This window comes from Halomonas stenophila, from assembly GCF_014192275.1.
Lineage (GTDB): Bacteria > Pseudomonadota > Gammaproteobacteria > Pseudomonadales > Halomonadaceae > Halomonas > Halomonas stenophila.
On record NZ_JACHXR010000003.1, the window covers coordinates 394,915 to 410,676 of the forward strand.

The 15,762-nt window shown below is 69.5% G+C and carries 14 protein-coding genes; 7 read left to right on the forward strand and 7 right to left on the reverse strand.

The annotated features are described in order from the left end of the window. Nucleotides 1–18: 18 nt before the first annotated feature. From ahcY to FHR97_RS08395, 3 genes are all read left to right on the forward strand, one after another. Entirely contained in the window at nt 19–1,428 is a 1,410-nt protein-coding gene (gene ahcY / locus FHR97_RS08385) for an adenosylhomocysteinase (RefSeq protein WP_183383333.1), read from the forward strand. Nucleotides 1,429–1,476: 48 nt separating this feature from the next. Further along, entirely contained in the window at nt 1,477–2,649 is a 1,173-nt protein-coding gene (locus FHR97_RS20495) for a diguanylate cyclase (protein WP_183383334.1), read from the forward strand. A gap of 85 nt (nt 2,650–2,734) precedes the next feature. Continuing rightward, nucleotides 2,735–3,562, forward strand: coding sequence for a UDP-2,3-diacylglucosamine diphosphatase (locus FHR97_RS08395; protein WP_183383335.1), 828 nt, complete (start codon nt 2,735–2,737; stop codon nt 3,560–3,562). Between the two features lie 19 nt (nt 3,563–3,581). On the opposite strand, the gene FHR97_RS08400 is transcribed toward FHR97_RS08395, so the two are convergent. Together FHR97_RS08400 and FHR97_RS08405 are read right to left on the reverse strand one after the other, a co-directional pair. Next, a complete protein-coding gene (locus FHR97_RS08400; RefSeq protein ID WP_183383336.1) occupies nt 3,582–4,046 on the reverse strand; it encodes a hypothetical protein in 465 nt (154 codons plus the stop codon). Nucleotides 4,047–4,067: 21 nt separating this feature from the next. Further along, nucleotides 4,068–4,439 (reverse strand): DUF6152 family protein, encoded by a 372-nt coding sequence (locus tag FHR97_RS08405; RefSeq protein ID WP_183383337.1) that lies wholly within the window; start codon nt 4,437–4,439, stop codon nt 4,068–4,070. A 236-nt stretch (nt 4,440–4,675) separates the two neighbouring features. Between FHR97_RS08405 and FHR97_RS08410 the strand changes: the two genes are divergently transcribed. Both FHR97_RS08410 and FHR97_RS08415 read left to right on the forward strand, forming a co-directional pair. Continuing rightward, nucleotides 4,676–5,338: a glutathione S-transferase family protein gene (locus tag FHR97_RS08410; RefSeq protein WP_183383338.1), complete on the forward strand. Its 663-nt coding sequence runs from the start codon at nt 4,676–4,678 to the stop codon at nt 5,336–5,338. 130 nt (nt 5,339–5,468) lie between these two features. Continuing rightward, the gene (locus FHR97_RS08415) at nt 5,469–6,704 is read left to right on the forward strand and encodes a cation:proton antiporter (RefSeq protein WP_183383339.1); all 1,236 of its coding nucleotides are present in this window, start codon (nt 5,469–5,471) and stop codon (nt 6,702–6,704) included. A gap of 4 nt (nt 6,705–6,708) precedes the next feature. Here FHR97_RS08415 and FHR97_RS08420 read toward each other — a convergent pair whose 3' ends face one another. Further along, nucleotides 6,709–7,644, reverse strand: a complete 936-nt coding sequence (locus FHR97_RS08420) for an AEC family transporter (RefSeq protein ID WP_183383340.1) — start codon at nt 7,642–7,644, stop codon at nt 6,709–6,711. Nucleotides 7,645–7,927: 283 nt separating this feature from the next. Between FHR97_RS08420 and metF the strand changes: the two genes are divergently transcribed. Next, nucleotides 7,928–8,770: a methylenetetrahydrofolate reductase [NAD(P)H] gene (gene metF, locus FHR97_RS08425; protein WP_183383341.1), complete on the forward strand. Its 843-nt coding sequence runs from the start codon at nt 7,928–7,930 to the stop codon at nt 8,768–8,770. Nucleotides 8,771–8,951: 181 nt separating this feature from the next. After that, nucleotides 8,952–9,482 carry a superoxide dismutase family protein gene (sodC, locus tag FHR97_RS08430; RefSeq protein ID WP_183383342.1) on the forward strand — a complete coding sequence of 177 codons (531 nt, stop codon included), beginning with the start codon at nt 8,952–8,954 and terminating at the stop codon, nt 9,480–9,482. A 90-nt stretch (nt 9,483–9,572) separates the two neighbouring features. On the opposite strand, the gene FHR97_RS08435 is transcribed toward sodC, so the two are convergent. From FHR97_RS08435 to prlC, 4 genes are all read right to left on the reverse strand, one after another. Beyond that, nucleotides 9,573–11,759, reverse strand: coding sequence for a TRAP transporter permease (locus FHR97_RS08435; RefSeq protein ID WP_183383343.1), 2,187 nt, complete (start codon nt 11,757–11,759; stop codon nt 9,573–9,575). Between the two features lie 80 nt (nt 11,760–11,839). Then, nucleotides 11,840–12,817: a TAXI family TRAP transporter solute-binding subunit gene (locus FHR97_RS08440; RefSeq protein ID WP_183383344.1), complete on the reverse strand. Its 978-nt coding sequence runs from the start codon at nt 12,815–12,817 to the stop codon at nt 11,840–11,842. Nucleotides 12,818–13,184: 367 nt separating this feature from the next. Continuing rightward, a complete protein-coding gene (locus tag FHR97_RS08445; protein ID WP_183383345.1) occupies nt 13,185–13,427 on the reverse strand; it encodes a YheV family putative zinc ribbon protein in 243 nt (80 codons plus the stop codon). A gap of 222 nt (nt 13,428–13,649) precedes the next feature. Continuing rightward, nucleotides 13,650–15,698, reverse strand: coding sequence for an oligopeptidase A (gene prlC / locus FHR97_RS08450; protein ID WP_183383346.1), 2,049 nt, complete (start codon nt 15,696–15,698; stop codon nt 13,650–13,652). Nucleotides 15,699–15,762: the final 64 nt, after the last annotated feature.

Consider the following 15,762-nt stretch of genomic DNA (forward strand, 5'->3'; position numbering starts at 1 on the left):
CCGGGAAAGAGGTGACGCATGAATCAGCCCGTCGTATCCGCGCCCACCGCCACGGACTACAAGGTCGCCGATATCGCCCTGGCCGACTGGGGCCGTCGCGAGATCCGTATCGCCGAGACCGAGATGCCGGCCCTGATGGCGATCCGCGAGAAATACCACGCCGCCCAGCCCCTCGCCGGGGCGCGGATTGCCGGCTGCATCCACATGACCATCCAGACCGCGGTGCTGATCGAGACGCTGATCGACCTCGGGGCCTCGGTGCGCTGGTCCTCGTGCAACATCTTCTCCACCCAGGATCATGCCGCCGCGGCCATCGCCGCCGCCGGCATCCCGGTCTTCGCCTGGAAGGGCGAGACCGAGGAGGACTTCTGGTGGTGCATCGGCCAGACGGTGGAGGGCCCGGAGGGCTGGGTGCCGAACCTGGTGCTCGACGACGGCGGCGACCTCACGGCGCTGCTGCACGACAAGCGCCCGGAGCTGCTCGACGGCGTCCACGGCATCAGCGAGGAGACCACCACCGGCGTGCACCGCCTGCTGGAGATGATGCGGGAGGGCACCCTGCGGGTGCCGGCGATCAACGTCAACGACGCCGTGACCAAGTCCAAGAACGACAACAAGTACGGTTGCCGCCACTCGCTGAACGACGCCATCAAGCGCGGCGTCGACCACCTGCTGGCCGGCAAGCAGGCACTGGTGATGGGCTACGGCGACGTGGGCAAGGGCTCGGCGGCTTCGCTGCGCCAGGAGGGCATGATCGTCCGCATCGTCGAGATCGACCCGATCTGTGCCATGCAGGCTTGCATGGACGGCTTCGAGGTGGTCTCACCCTACCGCGACGGCATCAATGCCGGCAGGGAGAGCATCGACCGTGCCCTGCTCTCGCGCATCGACCTGGTGGTCACCGCCACCGGCAACATCGATGCCTGCGACGCCGCCATGCTCGCGTCCCTCAAGCCGGGCGCGGTGGTATGCAACATCGGCCACTTCGACAGCGAGATCGACACCGCCCATATGCGCCGCCAGTGGCACTGGGAGGAGGTCAAGCCCCAGGTGCACAAGGTCTACCGGGACAGCGAGCCGGGGAACTACGACCCCGACAGCCGCGACTACTTGATCCTGCTCTCCGAGGGCCGGCTGGTGAACCTCGGCAATGCCACCGGCCACCCCTCCCGGGTCATGGACGGCTCCTTCGCCAATCAGGTGCTGGCGCAGATCCATCTCTACGCGCGCGGGTTCGCCGGCCTCGACGACGCCGGCAAGCGCGAGGCGCTCGGGGTCTCGGTGCTGCCGCGGTACCTGGACGAGGAGGTGGCCCGCTACATGGTCGAGGGCTTCGGGGGCGTCATCACCCGCATGAGCGAGGCCCAGGCCGAGTATACCGGCGTGCCGGTGGAGGGGCCCTACAAGCCCGATGCCTATCGCTATTGACCCCGTCCGGTCTCATGGGCGGGCCCGAGCCCGCCCCGGGAGGAGTTCGTGTCGGCAGACCGGCAGGCAAGGCCCTCGGCAGAGGCGTGCGAGCAACAGGCGCGCCTGAATGCCGTCCTGATGGCCTGCGGGATCATCGGCCTGCTCTGCTATCTGCCCTTCGACTACTGGATGGTCCCCGAGCGCTGGCCGGCCCTGTGGGTCGGCCGGCTGCTGGTGGTGGGACTGCTGGCGCTGTGCCTGGCCTGGCAGCATCGCCGGCCCATGCGCAGCGAGCGGGCGCTGCTGGTGGCGGCCCTGGGCACCACGCTGTTCCTGGCCTGGGGGGCCGCCCAGGTCACGGAGCCCTTCGCCTTCTTCTTCTGGAACCAGAGCCTGGCGGTGGTCATGTTCATCCTGCTGCCGGTGGTGTCCGTATGGCGCCCTGTCTACATGCTGGTGCACAACGGCGTGATGCTGGTGGCCTATGGCCTGTGCTTCGTCCTGTGGAGCCCCTTCGCGCTGGTCGAGCTGCTGCGTCTGGGCGGCGTCTTCCTGCTGATCGGCTGGCTGATCTCGCCGCTGCTCTCCTATGTGCGCTATGGCATCTTCCAGCGCACCGCCGCCCTGAGCCATGCGCTGCGGGAACGCAACGCCGAGCTGACCGCCGCCAACCAGGAACTGGCGACCCAGCAGCAGGAACTGACCTACCTGGCCAACTTCAATGCCATGACCGGGCTGGCCAACCGCCGCTGGGGGATGACCTTCCTGCGCGAGAACCTCGACGACTGCTACCGCAAGCGTTGGCCGCTGTCCCTGCTGCTGGTGGACATCGACCGTCTCAAGGTCGTCAACGACAGCCACGGGCATGCCAGCGGCGACCGGTTGATCTGCCACGTGGCCCGAGCCATCGCCGACCAGTTGCGCAACGGCGAGCTGGCTTGCCGCCTGGGCGGCGACGAGTTCCTGATGATCATGCCCGACGCCGATGCGACCGAGGCCGGCGACCGGGTGCGTCGCCTCTCGGCGCTGGCGTCGGGGCGGCTCGAGAGCGACCCGGAGCTGGTGGCCACGGTCAGCGTCGGCGAGGCCACCTACCGGCCCTGGCAGGAGGGAGTGGCGGACATGGATATCCTCATCCAGCGGGCCGACAGCGCCATGTACAGCTGCAAGCGGCACAGCCGGCGGCAAACCCGCACCACCGACGAGGCGCCCAGGCGCGCTCGGCGCCGGGGCGATTAGCCCTGTCACGGCAGTGACACGCGACCGCCACGGTGGCGTCACCGCGGTGCGCCAGGCTGGTCGGGTCTGTCGAGGAGACCGCCCCATGCCGACCCCGCCCACCGCCCGCACCCTCTTCGTCTCCGATGTCCACCTGGGCACCCGGGACTGCCAGGCCGAGCTGCTGGCGAGCCTGCTGCGTCGCGTGCGTCCCGAGCGCCTCTACCTGGTCGGCGACATCGTCGACCTGATCGCCATGCGCAAGCGGGCGGTGCTGCCCCCGGCCCAGCAGCGCCTGGCCGCCCGGCTGCTGCGCCTGGCCCGGGGGGGCTGCGAGATCGTCTACATCCCCGGCAACCATGATGCCGCCCTGCGGCGGCTGTGTGGCCTGCGCGTCCACCGGGTGCGCATCGAGCGGCGCATGATCCATACCACCGCCGACGGCCGCTGCCTGCTGGTCAGCCATGGCGATGAGTTCGACACCCATGTGCGCATTGCCCCCTGGCTGCTGACCCTGGGCGACGGCATGCACCAGTTCGTGCTGGCGCTCAATCGCTGGTGCAACCGCACCCGCGGCCTGCTGGGCCTGCCCTACTGGTCGCTGGCCAGCGCGCTCAAGCGCCGGGTCGGTGCCGCCCAGCGCTATGTCGCCCAGTTCGAGCAGGCGGCCTTGCACCAGGCGGCCCGGGAAGGGCTCGACGGCTACGTCGGCGGGCATATCCACAAGGCCGGGTTCCGGGCCCGGGACGGCGTGCTCTACTGCAACGACGGCGACTGGGTGGAACACTGCACGGCCCTGCTGGAGACACCCGACGGGCGGCTCCAACTGGTCGACTGGCGGGGTGAGATCATCGAGCGTGAACCCGTCATGGCGGCTTCGTCCGTTTCCGAGGGGGCGGCCTTGCCCGTCGCCGCGGCCGGTCGCGCCTCCTGACGCCCCGCGCCCGGCGGCCTCATTCCGCGACGAAGGCGAGCAGCCGGCCGCAGATCAGCACCACCAGCCACAGCAGCAGCGAGGCGCCACCGGCCAGCCAGAGCCGGCGGCGCGTGGCGCGGGCCAGTCCCGGGCCCAGGTTCAGCCACAGGGCATTGCCGACGGCCGCGGCGATCAGGGTCAGCTTGGCCAGGAACAGCGGCATCGCCAGGTAGTCGCCGGGCGCGGCGAGGAACAGCAGGGCGCCGGTGGCCAGCGCCAGGACGAGGCCCAGGACGGCCACCGGCTGTAGTAGTCGGGCCGCATCGACCAGCGGCAGCTCGGGACGCCGGCCCATCAGGCGCAGGTCCAGTGGCAGGATCGCGCCGACCAGCAGGGCGATGCCCAGCACGTGCAGGGTGTTGACGCCGGCGTAGCCCCAGCGCGACAGCCGCATCCAGTCGGCCGGCGAGGTCTGTGCCAGCCACGCGATCAGACTATCCACGAGGCGTCGAGCGGCGAGGGATCACAGTCGGTCCGGATAGAGAGGGAAGGCCTCGCCGTCGATCCACAATTGCACGGCCTTGAGCCGCTTCTCGTCGGAGTCGCGCGAGGGCGCGCCCAGCACCCGGATCTCGATGCCCTCGGCCAGGTCCCCGGGCTCGAGGCCGGCGCGCCGGTTGCGCCAGGGCTGGCCGACTTCCACCGTCCAGGCGGTGCCGTCCACGTCCAGGGTCAGGTTGCCATGGGGGTTGCCCAGGCGAACCGCGGTGATGGTGCCGGTCAGCGTGGTGGGCTCGTCCTCTGCCCAGGCCCAGCCATGGTGGGCCTGGGCGGGAAACGCGAGGGTGATCAGGACGGCCAGAAGCAGACCGAGACGGGTAGGGGGGCGCAGCATGGTGGGATCCTCCGTTCGGGTGGTGAATGTGCCGGCGGGCGGACAGGTTAACCATAGCCTGCCTGCGACCCGGCTGCCGCCGGCCACCGATCGCCGTTTCCGCCTGCTGCCATGCGACGCGCTTCCGTCGGCGCCGCTTCCAGGCGCGCCGGCATGGCAGGACGACGCCAGAGGTTCTAGAACATAGGATGTGGCGGATTCACCTGCCATCATCCCCCCGCGAAAGGTTTCTCGTCATGACCGCTTCCGTGCAAATCGTCGGCCCCCAATTCAGCACCTTCGTGCGCAGCGTCCAGCTGTGCTGCGAGGAGAAGGGCATCCCCTACACCCTGGGCGCCGAGGTCGACGGCCGGCCCCTCGGCCTGCACTCCCCCGAGCACTACGCCCTGCACCCCTTCGGCAAGCTCCCGATCCTGCTCCACGGCGAGCGGCGCCTGATCGAGACACCGAGCATCTGCCGCTACCTCGACGCCGCCTTCGAGGGGCCACCGCTGCAACCCGAGGATCCCTGGGCGCGGGCCCAGGTCGATCAGTGGACCGGGATCCTCGCCCTCTACGTGGACCAGGCCCTGGTGCGTCGCTACCTGCTGGAGTTCGTCTTTCCCAAGGGCGAGGGGGGTGCCGTGCGCCAGGAGGCGGTCGCCGCGGCCCAGCCGGAGGTGGCGCGCCTGCTGGGCCTGCTCGAGGGGCAGCTGGCCCACGGCGACTACCTGGTGGGTGAGGCCTTCAGCATCGCCGACGCCATCGCCGCGCCGATGCTCGACTACCTGCTGGGCCTGCCCGCCGCCGAGGCCTTCCTCGCCGAGACCCCGCGGCTGGTGGCCTACACGCAGCGTCTGCGGGCGCGGCCCGCGGCCGCCCGGGTGCTGGTAGCGCCGGACCTGGGCGGGGCCTCCTAGTCGCCGGGTCGCCTGCGCTCTCGGCGGACACCCCGGGCGTGGCTCCGCCCGCCGGCGCGGCCGAGAGTGGGAACACCGCCAGCTGCCGGCCACGCCGCGGCGGCCCCCATACCTGGCACAAGGATGGCCCATGCTGAATCTGCTCGCGATCATCGTCTCCCTCACCGCGGCGCTGGCCTGGCTCAACCAGCGGTTAATCCGCCTGCCCACCACCATCGGGGTGATGGCCATCGCCCTGGTGCTGTCCTGGGGGCTGCAGGGGCTGGCCTGGCTGGGGCTGCCGGGGCTCGAGGCGCGGGCCGCCGACTGGGTGGCGCGCTTCGACTTCAACGAGCTGGTCATGGAGGGCCTGCTGTCGCTGCTGCTGTTCGCCGGCGCCCTGCACATCGACCTGGACCGACTGCGGCGTTACCGCTGGTCGATCGGCTTCCTGGCCACCCTGGGGGTGGTGATCTCGACCCTGGCCATCGGCGCGGCGACCTACGGCCTGCTGCGCCTCGCCGGGGTCGAGCTGTCCTGGCTGTACTGCCTGGTGTTCGGCGCCCTGATCTCGCCCACCGATCCCATCGCCGTGCTGGGTATCCTGCGCAAGGCCGGGGCGCCGGTGGACCTGGAGCTGCGCATCGTCGGCGAGTCGCTGTTCAACGACGGGGTGGCCGTGGTGGTCTTCACCCTGCTGCTGGGCGCCGCCGCGGGCAGCGAGGCGCTCACCCCGGGCCATGCCGGGGCGCTCTTCCTGCAGGAGGCCGGCGGCGGCATCGCCCTGGGCCTGGCGGTGGGGGGGGTGGCCTATGCGCTGATGCGCAGCATCGACGAGTACCGCATCGAGGTGCTGGTCTCCCTGGCCCTGGTGCTGGGCGGCTATGCGCTGGCCCTGCAGCTGCACGTGTCCGGTCCCATCGCCATGGTGGTCGCCGGCCTGCTGGTCGGCAACAAGGCCCGCGAGAGCGCCATGTCGGAGACCACCCGGGCGCAGCTCGATGCCTTCTGGGAGCTGATCGACGAGCTGCTCAACACCCTGCTGTTCGTGCTGCTCGGCCTCGAGGTGCTGCTGATCCCGTTCGCCGGATGGCAGCTGTGGGTCGCCGCCGGGCTGATCCCGGTGCTGCTCGGCGTGCGCCTGGTGACCATCGGGCTGCCGGTGATGCTGCTGCGCGAGACGCTGGGCTTCCGCCGGGGCTCGGCGCGGATCCTCACCTGGGGCGGCCTGCGTGGCGGCATCTCGGTGGCCCTGGCGTTGGCCATCCCCAGCGGCGAGGCCCGGGATGTGCTGCTGACCATCACCTACCTGATCGTGCTGTTCTCGATCCTCGTCCAGGGCCTGACCATCGGCCGGCTGGTGGCCCGGCTGCTGGCGCCCGAGTAGCCGTTCAGCCGAGACCGGCCAGGCCGGCGAGGCCCGTCAGGTAGAGCGGGATCAGCAGAGGCGCCGCCAGGGTGGTGAGCAGCACCGCCAGCGCGCCCTTCTCGGGGGCGATGCCGAGTTCCATGGCCACCACCACCACGTTGGCGGCCATCGGCACCACGCCGATCAGCAACAGCGCCATGGCGAGCTCCGGCGAGAGCCCCAGGGTGGCCTGCAGCGCCAGCACGACGCCCAGGGCCAGCAGCGGCCAGAGCCCGTAGCGCACCGCCACGCAGGCGCTGATAAAGCGCAGATCGAATTCCCGTACGCTCACCCGGCCCAGCGTCATGCCGATGATCATCATGCCGAGCAGGGTATAGGTAGGCGGGAAGACCGCGAGCCCCTCCATGACCGCTGCCGGCACCGCGAGCCCGGAGGCCTCGACCAGCAGCGCCGCCAGGAAGGCGTAGATCATCGGCAGGCGCAGGATCTTGACCAGGCTCTGGCGCACCGAGAAGCGTCCCCGGGCGCTCAGGTAGAAGCCCAGGGTGAACTCGTAGAGGGTCACCCCCAGCACCCCGAACAGGTAGAGGGTCACCCCCGAGGGTGGCAGCAGCACCAGGGCTACCGGCAGGCCGAAGTAGCCGGTGTTGCCGGTACCCGCCGAGAAGGCCAGCACGGCGCTCTCCTCGCCGGGCAGGGCGCGGCGGGCCAGGCGGCTGACCAGCAGGGCGACCAGGCTGGCCGCGACGAACAGGGCCCCGGTGATCAGCAGATAGGCCGGCGTGGGGCCGCCCTGGGTCAGGCCGCGGAAGAAGGTCAGCGGCGCGATCAGGTAGATCAGCAGGGTGGCGATGGGGCGGGGGTCCACCGCCAGGTGGCGGGCGGCCAGCCAGCCCAGGCCGACGAAGGCCAGCAGCGTCCACAGCGGACCCATCAGGGTGGCGGGATCGAGGCTCATGCATCACGTCCATGTGGAGACAAGGTCCCTATCTTGCCTGGCTCCCCCCGGGCTGTCAGTCCGCCGGGGCGGGGCGGCCCGGCGGTTCTTTAGCACGTCTGGTTATACAGCCCGCGGTTTTTATATGAAGGAAATCGATGCAGAGTGACGAAACTTTCATTGGTCGCCCTGCCCGCGAATCGTCACAATGGCGCCAACTTCTCGCATTGCCCGGCCGGCGCCGGGCGGCTGCGCATCCTGACACCGCGTGTCCGAAGCGACGCGAACCACGAGGACCGGATCGATGAGTGCACACGAGCATCCGCTGGGCATCAGTTTCGAATTCTTCCCGCCCAACACCGACGCCGGGCGGGACAAGCTGATGCGCACCCGCGATGCCCTGGCCCCTCGCCAACCGCGCTTCTTCTCCGTCACCTACGGTGCCGGCGGCTCCACCCAGCATCGCACCCTCAACACCGTGCAGGCCGTGCGCGAGTCAGGCATCACCACCGCGCCGCACCTGTCATGCATCGGCAGCGAGAAGGCGGTGCTGCGCGACCTGCTGGCCCAGTACCGCGAGCAGGGCATCGACAGCCTGGTGGCCCTGCGCGGCGACCTGCCCTCCGGCATGGGCGGCATCGGCGAGCTGCGCTATGCCAACGAACTCGTCGAGTTCATCCGCGAGGAGACCGGCGACCACTTCGAGATCGCCGTGGCGGCCTATCCGGAGTCCCATCCCCAGGCGCCCAGCCTCGACCGCGACGTGGAGAACTTCGCCCGCAAGATGAAGGCCGGGGCGAACCTCGCCATCACCCAGTACTTCTTCACTGCCGACGCCTACTTCCACTTCGTCGAGCGGGCCCGCGCCCTGGGCGTCGAGGCGCCGATCGTGCCCGGCATCATGCCGATCACCAACTACACCAAGCTGGCGCGCTTCTCCGATGCCTGCGGCGCCGAGATCCCGCGCTGGATCCGCAAGCAGCTCGAGGCCTACGGCGACGACAGCGAGGCCATCGCCGCCTTCGGAGAGGAGGTGATCTCGCGGCTCTGCCAGCGCCTGCTCGACGGCGGCGCCCCGGGCCTGCACTTCTATACGCTGAACCAGGCCGAGCCGACCCTCAAGGTGCTCGACAACATTTCCGCCTGAACCCAGCCGGCCGGGCGTGCAGGCCGGCTGCACTTCCCTCTCTATGCTGGCCTCGCCCAGGCCGAGCCGACCCGACCCTGCGCGTCCTCGAGGACCGGGCCGGATGCGCCTTCGCAGTGCGACAGGTTCTGGGCTAGCCTGTTGTTGCCATGTCCAGGGAAACAGGAAGAGGAGACGCCAGATGCGCCAAGCCAGACTTGCGGGAATCGCGTTGTCTTGCCTGCTGCTTGCTGCCGGCTTCGGCCAGGCTCAGGCCAACGAGCACCGGGAAGTGGAGGTCAACCGGGTCAATCCCGAGGGTGTGGGGGAGTCTCTCGGTACCGTCACCCTCGAGGATACCGACCACGGCCTGCTGTTGACGCCGGACCTGAGCGGACTGTCTCCCGGCATCCACGGCTTCCATGTCCACGAGAACGCCGGATGCGGTCCGGAGGGGGAGTCGGCGGGCGCCGAGGCGGGCGGTCACTATGATCCCGACGAGACAGGTCGCCATGAAGGCCCCTATGGCGATGGCCACCTCGGTGACCTGCCGGTGCTGGTCGTCGACGAGGACGGGGAGGCGAGGCTGCCGGTGCTGGCCCCTCGACTCGGTCTCGAAGACCTGCAGGGGCGCAGCCTGATGATCCATGAGGCGGGTGACAACTACGCCGACGAGCCGAAGCCGCTGGGGGGTGGTGGCGCCCGGGTGGCCTGCGGGATGATCGCTTCCTGAGCGAGCGTGGGCAAGCGACGGCACGAATCCTGACGCAGAAGGGCCCCGCCATCCGGCGGGGCCCTTCGCGTGGTGCGTGACGGTGAGGCGTCAGCCGGAGGTCACCGGCTGGGCGCCGCCGCCGTTGCGGCCGCGCTGGTACAGGAACAGCGCCGTGCCGATGGCCAGGCCGGCCACGTCGCTGTAGATGCCGCCGTAGATCATGCACAGCGCGCCGATCAGCATCACCAGGCGCTGCCAGACCTTGACCGGGCCGAAGAACCAGGCCTGGACGGTGGCCGCCAGCAGCACGATGCCGAGGGTGGCGGTCACGCCGACCCGCAGGATCTGCAGCCAGGAGCCCTCCATCAGCATCGCCGGGCTGTAGAAGAACATGAAGGGCACGATGAAGGCGGCCAGGCCGATCTTGAACGAGGCCACCGAGGTGCCCATGGCGTTGTCCCCGGAGATGCCCGCCGCGGCATAGGAGGCCAGCGCCACCGGCGGGGTGATCGCCGAGACCACCGCGAAGTAGAACACGAAGAAGTGCGCCACCAGCGGCTGGATGCCGATCGCGATCAGGCCCGGGGCGACCACCGAGGCGGCCACCGCATAGGCGGCCGTGGTCGGCATGCCCATGCCCAGCAGGATCGAGATGCACATGGCGAAGAACAGCGCCAGCAGCTGGCTGACGCCGGCCAGGCCGAGCAGCAGCGAGGAGAAGCGCGCGCCCACGCCGGTCAGGGCGATCACGCCGACGATCAGGCCGGCGCAGGCGCACACGGCGATGATCTGGATCGACATGCTGCCGGCGAGTTGTAGGGCGCGGAGGATGGCGCGGATACCCATCTTGTGGGGCGACAGCCAGCTCACCACGGCCGCCGAGGCGGTGGCCAGGGTGCCGGCACGGATCACCGAGTAGCCCATGAACAGCGCCGCGATCAGGATGATGATCGGCGCGAACAGGTAGACCTGCTTGACCAGCTTCGAGAACAGCGGAATCTCTTCCTTGCGCATGCCGCGCATGCCCTTGCGGGCGGCCTCGAAGTCGACCATGCAGTAGATCGACAGGAAGTAGAGGATGGCGGGGATCAGCGCCGCCACGGCGATCTCGGTATAGGGAATGCCGGTCACCTCGGCCATGATGAAGGCCCCGGCGCCCATGATCGGCGGCATGATCTGCCCGCCGGTGGAGGCGGCGGCCTCGATGGCGCCGGCGCTGCGGGCCGGGTAGCCGACCTTCTTCATCAGCGGGATGGTCAGCGAGCCGGTGGAGACCACGTTGCCGGCGCTGGTGCCGTTGATCATGCCCATCAGCCCGGAGGCGAAGATCGACACCTTGGCGGGGCCACCGCGGGCCCGGCCGGCGGCGGCGAAGGCGAAGTTGACGAAGTAGTCGCCGACCTTCGAAGCCTGCAGGAAGGCGGCGAAGATGATGAACAGGATGATGTAGGTCGAGGACACGGCAGTGGTCGGGCCGAGTATCCCGGCATCGGTGTACACCTGGCTGAAGAAGCGCCCCACCGACAGCCCCGGATAGCCGAGGAAGCCCGGCAGGTAGGGGCCGATGAACACATAGGCCAGGAAGATGGTGGAGATGATCACCAGCGCCAGGCCGGCGACGCGACGCGTCAGCTCGAGGATCAGGGCCGCGCCGGCGATGGCCGCGTAGGAGATGCCCATCGGCGCGAAGGGGGTCCCGGTGGAGGCGCGCAGGGGGCTGTTGAACATCACCAGCAGATAGCCGGCGGTGGCGACGGCGCAGACCATCAGCACCAGGTCGGCGGGCGACAGCCGGTGGCGGTACTGGCGGTAGCTCCAGGACAGCAGGATGGCCGCCGCGGTGGCCAGCATCAGCGGGTAGCCGTAGTGGAAGGCCTCGATGTGCGGCTCGATGCGCATGGCGCCGCCGCTCATGGCCTGCTGCATCAGGAAGACCTGGACCAGGGCATAGCCCGCGGGGATCAGCAGGGCGTAGCTCAGCCACGCCAGCCAGGCCGGTGAGGGCTTGTGGCGGTCGTCGGCGAAGCGGGTGCCGGCATAGAAGCCGTAGCCGAGGATCAGGGCGCCGCAGATGTGCACGATGCGAAACGACCAGGTCTCCATCGGATAGAGGTTGAGCGACACCAGGTGAAAGCTGGAATAGACGATGGCCAGGGTGCCGAACAGCAGCCACTGCCAGCCGCTGTAGACGCGCCGGTTGGATTCCACGGCGTCGTCATCGACGCCTTCGGCGACGACGGGGCGGATCTCCTCGTCGTCGTGTGCGTCGGGACGGGGATCGTGAGTCTGGGACATGGGAGTCACCCTTGGGTGAGGGACGAACGTGCGGGGGGCGATCCCGCGTCGGGGACGCGGGATCGCGGGTGGTCAATGGCTCAGAGCTTCAGGTCGGCGGGAATCTCGTAGCCGTTCTCCTCGTACCAGCGCACCGCACCCGGGTGGAACGGCAGCACGGTGTTGTACTCGATGTTCTCCGGCACGCTGAACTGGGCGCTGCGATGGATGTCGCGCATCCTGTCGTTGTTCTCCATGCTCAGCTTGGTGATTTCGTAGACGAAATCCTCCGGCAGGTCACAGCCGGCGATGGTGAAGTTCCACATGGAGACGGCGCGGGCATCTTCCTCGAGGGTCTGGTAGGTGCTGGCCGGGATCTGGAACGGCGACACCGGGAAGGCGTCGATGACTTGCTGCTGTTCCTCCTCGGTGAATTCGATGATGTTGACGTCGGTCTGCACCTCGAGCTGGCTGACCGCCGGGATCGGGATGCCCGCGGCGAAGGCGATGACGTCGATCAGGCCGTCCTGCAGCTGGCCCCCCAGGTCGTTCCAGCCGCCGTTGCGGCGTTCGAAGTTCACGCCCAGCTCCTCGAGGATGGCCGGGAAGTAGGTGTCGGAGGTGGAAGCCGCCGGGCCGAAGCCGATGGTGGCGCCGTCGGGGATGTCGGAGATCGACTCGATGCCGCTGTTGGCGAGGGTGGCGATGGAGAAGGGCGTCTCGTACATCGGGAAGAGTGCGCAGACGTTGTCCAGCTTCACGCCGGGTGCCAGCGGGCTCTCGCCGGCCAGTGCCTCGGCGGCCGGGCCCATGGTGGTCAGGCCCAGGGCCAGGTCGCCGGTGTGCACCAAGGCCAGGTTCTGGTTGGGGCCGCCGGTGACCTCGCCGCCGCCGGAGACACCCAGCTCGTCGGCGATCAGGTTGGCCCAGCCGGAGCCGTAGACGAAGTAGGTGCCGCCCTGGCTGGCGGTGCCCACCGTGAAGCTCTGCGGCCAGTCGCTGCGATCGGCCTGGGCGCTGCCGGCGATCAGCATGGCGCCGGCCAGCGTGCCGGTGAGGATCCGGGTGGTCGTGGTCATGGCGTTTCTCCCGTTCGGGTTATGGTTGTGCTCGGCCGGCCCAGGCGGAACCGGGTCGGCTGTCGTTCGACACCCTGACCAGCAGCAAGAGGTGTTCCATGACGGGGAAAGCCTATTATTTTCAGTAGGATGAAAAATCCTTCTGCGACTAAGGTCGAAAGGTCGGCGAGGGTGTGCGTCCGGGGATCCGCACGCCTGGGGGTATTCGCTGTGCGGAAATCCACACGCTCGTCAGTCGACGGCTTCCGGGGGCGCCAGGGCAGCCATGAGGCGACTGGCCTGGTGCAGGTCGTTCATCGGCAAGGCGGCCAGCCGTGCCTGGACGCGCCGGGCGGGCACCTGCCCCGAGGTGCCGCGAGGCTCGGGATCATGCCTTGGGGTCGAGGATCTTCACGGTCTGCAGGTCGTCGCGGTGCGGCTCCTCGCGTTCGCGGTTGACCCGGGTCTCGAGTTCGGGCAACGCCTCGTCCTCGATGGGCAACTGCTCGAAGAAGTCGCAGCTGACGCAGTCCCGGTAGCGGATGCCGTGCTGCTCCCAGGCACGGATGCGATCCATCTCGGCACAGCGGGGACAGATGGCGCCGGCGATAAAGCGTTTCTGGATAGCCATAGGGGCTCCTGAAGGGGGCCGCCGGAGCGGCGTAGGTGCATGTCGGGCGGCACGGATGCGATGCCGTTTCACCTCTCGGCACAGCGGGGACGGAGGGCGCCGGCGATAAAGCGTTTCTGGACGGCCATGGTGAGCTCCTGTCGGGGCCGTGGGGCCCGGTGGTACGTGGGGCCGATGGCCTGCCGCCGGGGCGGGCCCGGCGGCAGGCCGCGCGAGGCGGACTCAGGCGGCGCGGATGCCGCAATGGCGCAGCAGCGGCTCGATGCTGGGCTCGCGTCCGCGGAAGGCGCGGAACAGCTCGGCGGCATCCCGGGAGCCGCCCCGCTCGAGGATCTCGGTGCGGAAGCGACGGCCGGTCTCGGGGTCGAAGATGCCGGCTTCCTCGAAGGCGCTCCAGGCATCCGCGGAGAGCACCTCGGCCCACTTGTAACTGTAGTAACCCGCCGCGTAGCCGCCGGCGAAGATATGCCCGAAGCCGTTCTGGAAGCGGTTGAAGTCGGCCCGCGGCACCACCGAGACGGCGTCGCGCACCTCGTCGAGCAGCGCCTGAATGTCGGCGGCGGACGGGGCGGCGGCCTCCAGGTGCAGGCGGAAGTCGAACAGCGAGAACTCCAGCTGGCGCACCATGCCCATGGCCGACTGGAAGTTCTTGGCCGCCAGCAGCTTCTCGAACAGCGCCTCGGGCAGCGGCGCACCGGTATCGACGTGGCCGGCGATCAGGTCCAGGCCTTCGCGCTCCCAGCAGAAGTTCTCCATGAACTGGCTGGGCAGCTCCACGGCGTCCCAGGCCACGCCGTTGATGCCGGAGATGTCGGCGACGGTCTGGCGGGTCAGCATGTGGTGCAGGCCATGGCCGAACTCGTGGAAGAGGGTGGTGACCTCGTCATGGGTCAGCAGGGCGGGCCTGTCGCCCACCGGCCGGGTGAAGTTGCAGGTCAGGTAGGCCACCGGCAGCTGCAGCTCGCCGGCCTCCAGGCGGCGGACCCGGCACTCGTCCATCCAGGCGCCGCCGCGCTTGCCTTCCCGGGCATAGAGGTCCAGGTAGAAGCCGGCGATGGGCGCGCCGTCCTCCATGATGCGGAAGTAGCGCACGTCGGGGTGGTAGCGCGGCGCCAAGGCATCCTCCTCGACGGTCACCCCGTAGAGGCGCTCGACCACCCGGAACAGGCCATCGACCACCCGTGGGGCGGGAAAGTAGGGGCGCAGCTGCTCGTCGGAGATGGCGTAGCGGGCCTCGCGCAGCTTCTCGCTGGCATAGCCCACGTCCCAGGGCGCGAGCTCGGCCATGCCCAGCTGGTCGCGGGCGAAGGCCGCGAGCTCGGCATATTCCTCCCGGGCCTGGGGCACGGCGCGCTCGGCCAGGTCCTCGAGGAAGGTGACCACCCGGGTGGGCGACTCGGCCATCTTGGTGGCCAGCGAGTAGTCGGCGTAGGTGGCGAACCCCAGCAGCTCGGCGAGTTCACGGCGCAGGGCCAGGGTCTCCTCCATGATCGGGGCGTTGTCGAACTGCCCGGCATTGGGGCCCTGGTCGGAGGCCCGGGTGACGAAGGCGGTGTAGACCTCGCGGCGCAGCGCGCGGTCGTCGGCGTGGGTCATCACCGGGAAGAAGCTGGGGAAGTCCAGGGTGATGCGGTAGCCCTCGCGTCCCTTGGCCTCGGCGTTGGCCTTGAGGGTCGCCAGGGCGCTCTCGGGCAGGCCGGCCAGGCGGCTGGCATCGTCGAGGTGCAACTGCCAGGCCTGGGTGGCGTCCAGCAGTTGGTTGGAGAAGGCGTTGGCGAGGCTCGACAGGCGGGCCTGGATCTCGCCGTAGCGCTGCTTCTGGGCGGGCGGCAGGTCGACCCCGGCGAGCCGGAAGTCACGCAGGGCATTGTCCACGGTGCGGCGCTGCCCCTCGTCGAGCTCGGCCCAGGCCGGGCCGTCCTTCAGCGCCTGCCAGGCGCGGAACAGGCCCTCGTGCTGGCCGAGCCAGGTGCTGTACTCGGAGAGCAGCCTGAGGCCCGTCTCGTAGGCGCCCCGCAGCGCCTCGTTGTTCATGGTGCCGTTGAGGTGCGAGACCGGCGACCAGGCCCTCGACAGGCGGTCGTTGAGGGCCTCCAGGGGCGCCGCCAGGCTTTCCCAGGTGGGTGGTTCGCGTTCGGCGCGGGCCACCAGGTCCTCGATGGCCTCGCGGTTCTCGGCCAGCAGGGTCTCGATGGCCGGCACTACCTGCTCGGGTCTGATCTCGGCGAAGGGGGGCAGCGAGTGGGAGTCGAGCAGTGGATTCGCGGACATGCGCACCTCGAAACGTGATGGGAAACATGCCTTAGATGCGGGCGGCCCGGGCGGGTTTCAATGT